This is a genomic window from Streptomyces alkaliterrae (assembly GCF_007097205.2).
Lineage (GTDB): Bacteria > Actinomycetota > Actinomycetes > Streptomycetales > Streptomycetaceae > Streptomyces > Streptomyces alkaliterrae.
Genome location: NZ_VJYK02000316.1, coordinates 1 through 6,239 on the forward strand (window position 1 = coordinate 1; position 6,239 = coordinate 6,239).

The following is a 6,239-nucleotide window of genomic DNA, read 5'->3' on the forward strand; positions in this document are numbered from 1 at the left end:
GGCGGGTGAGAGGAGGTGGGAGGGGCGCGGCGGACCGGTTTCGGCCACTCCCGCGCGGCCCCGGGGCACGCCCCGGTACTCAGGCGGTGTGCAGCACCTCGGCGTGGCGCATCTCGTGGACCGTGCCTATCCGGCTGAAGAAGCCGCCGGCGGCCGGATCGGACGGCATCTCCCGCGCCGCCCGCTGTGCGGCCTCCGGCGAGGCCCAGACGATGAGGTCGATCATGCTGCCGTCCTCGTAGCGGCCCAGGTGGGCGCCGAGGAAGTCGTCCCGGTAGCGCTCACGCAGCAGGTCGACGAGCTGGTCGCGGTGTGCGCTCAGCTCGGCGGGGTCGTCGGTCTCGAAGCGTACGTACTCGATGGTGGCACTCATGACGGCTGTCCTCCCACTTGAAAGATCTCACGGATTTGAGAAACCGAATCCGTGAGTAGAACGTACCACGCGAACACTGCGGACTCACGGGATCTGGTCAGCAAATCCGGTAGTCGAGTACCGTGGCGACATGACGACCCGGAGCCTGCGCCAGATGCCGTGGGTCGGGGAGAACGCCGTCCTCGACCTCGCCAACACAGTGGTGTGCGAGACCGGACCGGCGCGCCGGGACATCGACCTGCTCGCCGACGTGGAGCTCCTCGCGTCCTGGCGGGAGCGGGTGGCGGACCGCCGGCTGGCGGCCCTACCGATCGAGGAGCTGACCCCTCTGCGCGGCCTGGTCAGGCAGGCTCTCGAAGCGGCCTCCCGCGACGCCGCCCCCGACGAGCACGTACGCGCCGAGCTGAACAAGCGCGCCGAGACGGCGCCGGTCACCTTCCTCCTCACCTCGGACGGAAACCTCGAACAGCGGGAGACGGGCGGACCCGTCGACGGGAGCATCGCCCGGCAGGCGCTGGCCGTCACGGCCGGACCTGACCGCGCACGGGTGCGGCGCTGCCACGCCCCCAGCTGCGGCATGTACTTCCTCGCCCGCCGCCGCGACCAGGCCTGGTGCACGGTGGGTTGCGGCAACCGGGCCCGTTCGGCCCGCCGCGAGTCCTGACGCCCTACCCGTTCGGCCCGCCGCGAGTCCTGACGCCCTACCGTTCGGCCCTCCGCGAGTCCTGACGCCCTACCGCGCCACGACCGAACCGCCTGACGCACCCCGCAGCACGTAATGTGAGCCAGACCACCACCGGCCGCGATGAGAAGGCGGCGCCTCACCCGTCGATATCGGATGACGGCGGACTCTCCGCCTCCCGCCCCTGGCTCGCCCAGGGACGCCGCAAGCGAAAGGACGTGCAGCATGACCGCCAAGCCCGCGAAGGGTCCCGCGAGCTACTTCCCCTCCATCGAGAAGAAGTACGGACGGCCGGTCGACGAATGGCTGGAGGTCATCCGCTCCTCCCCGCTGACCAAGCACATGGAACTCGTCAACTGGCTCAAGGAGGAGCACGGTCTCGGGCACGGCCACGCGAACGCTCTCGTGGCCCACGCCCTCGCCTCCCGCCCGAACAGCTGACCGGCGGCGGAGGTTCACGGTCAGGCGGCTCGGGAAAGGTTGACTCGGCGCCCGCCACGTCGGCGCCCCTGGAGTCGAGCCGCCGAGCCGTGGAGGACCCGTGCGCCTGTCACAGCACCGCCTGTTCCCCCTGGACCCGCACGCCGACCCCGTGGCGGAGGCCGAGCGGCTGCGCGCTCTGGGGCCCCTCGTCCCGGTGGAACTGCCGGGCGGGGTGGCCGCCTGGGCTGCGACGGACCTCGAGACCTGCCGCCTTGTGCTCGGCAGTCGCGACCTCAGCAAGGACCCACGTCACTGGCCGGAGCTGACGAACGGTCGTATACACGACGACTGGGAGCTGATCGCGCTGGTGCGCGGTGCAGCGATGCTCCACCAGGACGGGGCCGATCACCGACGGCTGCGCACGCTGGTGGCAAAGGCGTTCTCCCGCAGCCCCATGGCCGCGATGGCGCCGCGCGTGGAGCGCATCGCGGAGGAACTGGTGGACGACCTCGGCCAGGCCGGCACGGACGAGATCGTGGACCTGCGGGAGACCTACGCCCGGCCACTGCCCATCCGCGTCATCTGTGAACTCCTCGGTGTGCCCGACTCCGTCGTGGCCGAACTGCGCGACCCCTTCGAGCGGCTGGTCAGTCCGCCTCGGGACGGCAGCGCCGCGCAGAGCGCGCACAGCGCCATGGAGGAGGTCTTCGACCAGGTGGCGGCTCTGGTCGAGGCGAAGCGGACGGCTCCCGGCCAGGATCTGACCAGCGAGCTGATCGCCGCACGGGACGACGGCGACGGACTTGATGACAGAGAACTCGTCGAAACCATCTACCTCCTACTCATCGCGGGGCACGAGACGACCGTCAACTCGATCGTGAACACCCTCCACGCCCTGCTGACCCGCCCCGCGCAGCTGGCGGCTGTACTGGCGTCAGAGGACCCACACGTCTGGGAGAACGTCGTGGAGGAGGGGCTGAGGCATTCCTCGCCGATCCGGCACGCTCTGCTGCGCTACGCCGTGGCGGACACGATCATCGCCGACGTCGAGGTGGGCCGGGGCGAGCCCGTCCTCGCCGGTATCTTCGCCTCCGGCCGAGACCCCCAAACCCATTGTCACCCGAACGAGTTCCTCCACTCCCGGACTCCCCGGCCGGAGCACGTCGCCTTCGGCTACGGGCCGCACCACTGCGTCGGCTCCCAACTCGGCAGACTGGAGACCGCCACGGCGTTGCGAACACTCCTCCGCCGCTTCCCCGACGTGACGCCGGTCGGTGCGCCGGAGCGGTTGAGTTCCATCCCCCTCCAGGGCCTGGCGGCGCTGACCGTGCGCCTGCGCGGAGGCCGCGCCGAGCCGCGCGTCGCCTGACGAGAAGACGGCGCACCGAGTTATCCACAGGCTGGAGCGGGCGGATGCGCGATGTCAGCGGCCGGGCTTACCTTTTCGGCATGACTCGATCCCAGCAGGTGCGCGCAGGCGCCCGGCCGCGGCACGACGTCCGGCGACGCGCGACAGCGGGGCCGTGGGCGTCGGTCAGTGACGGAGGCGGGGATGAAGGGCCGCGTGGGCGGCCAGAAGGGGGGTGCGATCGGATTCCGGGAGTCGGCGGACGGCCTCGCGGAGCGTGAGGCCGGAGGCCCGGTCCAAGCGGTCCGCGAGCCAACGGACCACCGATTCGGGGTGGTGCTTGGTGCCTTCCCTCAGCAGCCAGCCGATCGCCTTGCGGACGAAGAACCGGTTGTCGGTGAGGAGCGGATCGACCACCTCGCCGAAGACGGGGAACCAACGGGGGAATTCGGTCTCCTGGCGCAGCCCGAGGAGGAAGGAGAGCAGTCCGCCGCGCCGGACCCACTGCTCCTCGTCGGCGGCCCACCGCCGTACGACGGGCTCGACCTCCGGGTGCGCGAGCAGGAGACGGCCGGCCACCATGGGGGCGAGCAGGTCGACGTGCGCCCAGGTGTGGCACTGGCGCAACAACCGTTCCAGCAGCGTCATGTCGTCCGGGACAAGGAGGTGCACATGGGCGTCGAGTACGAGTAGGGCGAGCGAGCGGTGTTCGTGCACGGGCCGCGACCACAGCTCCTCTGCCAGTCGGATCACCTCGTCCCGGCCGAGGTCCGGATACTCGCGCGTGAAGGACCTCGCCATACGGCGCATGGCGGGCACGGGCACACCGACATGGTCGAGGTCGCTCTTGAGGTAGCGCTTCTCCCCTTCGGCGCGACCGGGTACGGCGCTCTCGTCGAGCCGGGTCCTGAGCTGGTCGGCGAGCGTGGTGACGGCGGCGGCTTCCATCAGCGTGCGTGTCTTTCCGTCGAGTGGCGGAGCTGAGCAGGCGTCAGAGTGTGGTGGCCGCGCCGGCGGATCGTCGCGCACCGGTGCCGACGTCGGCTGGGCGGGCGACGGCTGCCGATGGCCCCGTCTCCAACATAGCGGCGGAGAGGAGGTGGGGCCGTGGTTCGGCGCCCGGTCCGCGTCGAAACGGTCCGAGGAGCCGGCCGGGAACCGGCTCGTCGGGAGCAGGGCACGCCAGGCCCGGGCTCCGTGGGCGAGGAGCCCGGCGGACAAGGCCCCAGCGGACAAGGGCCCAGCGGACAAGGGCCCAGCGGGCGAGTCCTCGGCGGGCGAGGACCCAGCGGCCGCGCAGCCCGCTGGGCGCCCGCACACACGTGCGACTCAGCGGAGCGTCACGATCGTCGCGATGCCGAGTGAACCGTCCGTGGGTAGCCGCCACGTCCGCGAGGGCAGTCCTTCGGTCAGGCGCGCCACACCCTCCGCGTCCGGCTGAAGCCGCCCACGTTCGTAGCGGACGAAGTGCACGACGCGGTCGGCCGGCGGCCGCTCCGGCAGCCGTCGGTACTGCCGGTACGTCACCGCGTCGCAGCCCGAGTACCAGCCGGTCTCCGGCACATAGCCGGTGACCACCAGGCACGGCCGCCCGTCCGCCTCGGCTGCCACCGCGCGGGCGACCGGTACCGTCGACCGGTTCTGCCCGGTCGGTCCCGGCATCGCACCGTGGGCCACCACCTGGGCCGTTCCGAGCACGGTGAGCGCGGCCATGCCGGCGACGCCGGCCAGCACTGCGCGCCGCCGGTCGCCCGCCCATGTCGCCAACGCCTGTACACCGAGGATGGTGAGCAACACGACCGACAGATAGACAAAGCGCGGCTCGCCGTCGGTGGCCGTCCCGAGCACGACCGGCAGCAGCACGGCGGTCGCGGCCAGGAAGACCTGCCGGCGGTCCTCGACACCCGGTCGGTTCTTGACCGCAGACCGGTCGTCGGATCGCTGCCCAGGCTCGGACCGCTGCCCAGGACCAGGCGGCCGCCCGGTTTCGGATCGCGCCGCTCGGCGACTCCGATCCCGTCCGAGTGGCGGGCGCCGCCAGGCGCCGGCCGCCCGGAGCCGTCGTGCCGCGCCCACCGCCGCCGCCAGGCCGGCGACCATCACCACCGCACCGAGGTCACCGGCCAGCCGATAAGGAAAGATCGCGAGGTAGTAGAGCAGACCGTCACCGATGAACGAGCGTTCCGCCTGGGACGTCGCCCAGGTGATCAGCCCGAGCGGCCAGCCGGTGAGTGCCGTCGCCTGCATGAAGTGCGGCAGCAGACCGAGGAGGACGAGCCCGGCAGCGACCGCCAGGTCCCGGGCCCGCGCCGCCCACGCCCGTGGGCCGTACGCGAGCAGGGCCGCCAGTCCGATCGCGCACAGGTTCCCGACGACGCCGTACCGGAGGTAGAAGGCCGCGAGCACGACGGGCGGCAGCAACAGCAGCGCCCGCGACTCGGGCCTCTCCTGAGCCCTCGTCACCAGGTAGACGACCAGTAGAAGCAGTCCGGTGGCGCCGATGTCGGTCAGGAACTCCGGCATCCGGCGCAGGAACCCCAGACCGCTCAGCACGAGCAGCGTCACCAGCGCGGCCCGCACGGGCGTGGTCCAGCGCGCGGCCACCAGCCAGACGATCGTGAGTGTGAGGAGTGCCAGCAGCAGTGTCACCGTCCGCAGCGCGCCGACGTCCGGATGGACACGCAGGGCGATCGTCCCGAGCAGCGGAAGTCCCGGCGGCCGGTAGGGGCCCCAGCCCGCGTCGGGCGGACCGTCGGCCGTCCACGAGCGCGCCTTGTTCGCGTAGACGGCCTCCTCATGGCCGATCCACGGCTCGTGGTCCTGCAACGCCGCCCACACCGCGACTGTCAGCGACAGCACCGTGCCGAGACCCACCGCGCCCAGCCACCGGTCCGACAGTCGAAGACCGGCGCGGCCTCCCCGTGCCGTCGCGGTGTCCGCCAGCCGACCACGCCCGGTGCCCGGCGTGCGTCCAGGCGGGGCGCCGGCCGCGTCGCGGCCCCACCACAGCAGCGGGGCCGCCAGCAGCAGGAGTGGCCAGGGCTGCCATCCGGGCAACCAGCCGCCCGCGCCCACTGCCAGCATCAGCTGCTGGCCGGCCGCCACCGCTGCGACGAGCAGCCCGGCTCGCCAGGCACGCCGTCGGCTCGGTACCGGCGGAGTCCGCCGTCCCTCCGAAGCCTTGACGCCCCGTCCGTCCGCCGCGCACGAAGCCACGGTCCCCCCTCACGCCGACGGCCGCCACGGGCGGCGGGCCCGCGCCCGCCCGGCACACCGCGCGGCCGAACTCGATCCCGGCTGGTCAGGGCCGGTACGGCAACACCCTCGCACACCCGGTCGCGCACCGGCGTCGCGAACCGAGTGGTTCGAGCACCCGCAGGCAGGACGACGCCGCGTCACCACCCCCACCCAGC

Annotated in this window: 6 protein-coding genes; 3 read left to right on the forward strand and 3 right to left on the reverse strand. The window is 72.3% G+C overall.

The annotated features are described in order from the left end of the window. Nucleotides 1-79: 79 nt before the first annotated feature. Nucleotides 80-373: a hypothetical protein gene (locus FNX44_RS22395; protein ID WP_143650594.1), complete on the reverse strand. Its 294-nt coding sequence runs from the start codon at nucleotides 371-373 to the stop codon at nucleotides 80-82. Nucleotides 374-503: 130 nt separating this feature from the next. On the opposite strand from FNX44_RS22395, the gene FNX44_RS22400 reads away from it, so the two are divergent. From FNX44_RS22400 to FNX44_RS22410, 3 genes are all read left to right on the forward strand, one after another. Continuing rightward, nucleotides 504-1,037, forward strand: a complete 534-nt coding sequence (locus FNX44_RS22400; protein WP_143650595.1) for an ABATE domain-containing protein — start codon at nucleotides 504-506, stop codon at nucleotides 1,035-1,037. A 243-nt stretch (nucleotides 1,038-1,280) separates the two neighbouring features. Beyond that, nucleotides 1,281-1,496 carry a DUF4287 domain-containing protein gene (locus FNX44_RS22405; protein ID WP_173019254.1) on the forward strand — a complete coding sequence of 72 codons (216 nt, stop codon included), beginning with the start codon at nucleotides 1,281-1,283 and terminating at the stop codon, nucleotides 1,494-1,496. A gap of 100 nt (nucleotides 1,497-1,596) precedes the next feature. Beyond that, nucleotides 1,597-2,847: a cytochrome P450 family protein gene (locus FNX44_RS22410; protein WP_143650597.1), complete on the forward strand. Its 1,251-nt coding sequence runs from the start codon at nucleotides 1,597-1,599 to the stop codon at nucleotides 2,845-2,847. A gap of 165 nt (nucleotides 2,848-3,012) precedes the next feature. On the opposite strand, the gene FNX44_RS22415 is transcribed toward FNX44_RS22410, so the two are convergent. Both FNX44_RS22415 and FNX44_RS22420 read right to left on the reverse strand, forming a co-directional pair. After that, complete coding sequence (locus FNX44_RS22415) at nucleotides 3,013-3,774, reverse strand: DNA alkylation repair protein (RefSeq protein WP_143650598.1); 762 nt, start codon at nucleotides 3,772-3,774, stop codon at nucleotides 3,013-3,015. A gap of 381 nt (nucleotides 3,775-4,155) precedes the next feature. After that, nucleotides 4,156-6,042, reverse strand: coding sequence for a glycosyltransferase family 39 protein (locus FNX44_RS22420; protein ID WP_323369584.1), 1,887 nt, complete (start codon nucleotides 6,040-6,042; stop codon nucleotides 4,156-4,158). Between the last annotated feature and the right edge of the window lie 197 nt (nucleotides 6,043-6,239).

What these genes read in the sequence shown, in the direction of transcription:
- FNX44_RS22400 (WP_143650595.1), top strand. Translation starts at nt 504, where the DNA reads ATGACGACCCGGAGCCTGCGCCAGATGCCGTGGGTCGGGGAGAACGCC.
- FNX44_RS22395 (WP_143650594.1), bottom strand. Translation starts at nt 373, where the DNA reads ATGAGTGCCACCATCGAGTACGTACGCTTCGAGACCGACGACCCCGCC.
- FNX44_RS22405 (WP_173019254.1), top strand. Translation starts at nt 1,281, where the DNA reads ATGACCGCCAAGCCCGCGAAGGGTCCCGCGAGCTACTTCCCCTCCATC.
- FNX44_RS22415 (WP_143650598.1), bottom strand. Translation starts at nt 3,774, where the DNA reads ATGGAAGCCGCCGCCGTCACCACGCTCGCCGACCAGCTCAGGACCCGG.